Here is an 885-nt window from a genome sequence, read left to right on the forward strand (position 1 = left end):
CTTCGTTTCTGTTGGCACGACAGACTACTCAATCAGCCGCAATTATCCAGCTCGCACTCAAATGATTGCGCAGGACAACGGCGCACAATACATTATTGGCGGCGTGATTACTGACTTAACGGCAACGATTGAATCTCAACTCTTAAAAGACGACATCATTAACCGTCAGTTTGCTTTAGAGATGAAAGTCTTCGATGGCAAGACAGGCCATGAAGTCTTCAACAAAGCCTACCGCGAAGTCGCGCGTTGGCCATTCGCCAAAACCAGCCAAGTGGACACTCGCAGCGCACGTTTCTGGGCATCGACCTATGGCGAAATGATGCTACGCGTCAGCCGCAACATCATGTTAGACCTCGAGTCCGAACTGTCTTGCAAGATTACCCTACCGGAAGTGGTGGCCGTTTTTGGCAACACCGTCACGATGGATCTGGGCCGCATGCACGGCGTAAAAGAAGGTGACAAACTGCAACTGTGGCACACGGCATCATTCATCGATCAAAAGGGTTTACCACGTAATAAAGTGTCGCAAAGCGAGATCACTTTGACGGTCTCCCGCATCTATGAACAAGAAGCAGAATTGACGATTGATCAGCCGAATTTGGCGTCCAGCGTTCAAATTGGCGATGTAATGAACAAGATCTTATAAAAGGTCACATTAAGCCTTGAGATATGCTTACTTTTGAATATCATAGACAACGCATCTTATTTGATTATGCCTGTCTAAGTAGCTAACAAGTTAGCACTAGGGTTAAAGAAATCAGCAGCATGGCTGTGAATTTGTTTAACCTGTAGCAATAACCCAATAGTTACTGTGATTGGTATTACGCCCTCATGGCACAGCTGGATAGCGCAGTCCCCTCCTAAGGGACAGGTCGTAGGTTCGAA

General features: G+C 46.9%; 1 protein-coding gene. It reads left to right on the top strand.

Features of this window, described 5'->3' with window-relative positions; all coding sequences use genetic code 11:
• Window positions 1-646, top strand: a 646-nt coding sequence (locus R7040_RS25355; protein ID WP_318097405.1) for a FlgT C-terminal domain-containing protein, incomplete at its 5' end; no start/stop codon positions are given.
• Window positions 647-885 lie beyond the last annotated feature (239 nt).

Source organism: Vibrio sp. 1069 (genome assembly GCF_033340555.1).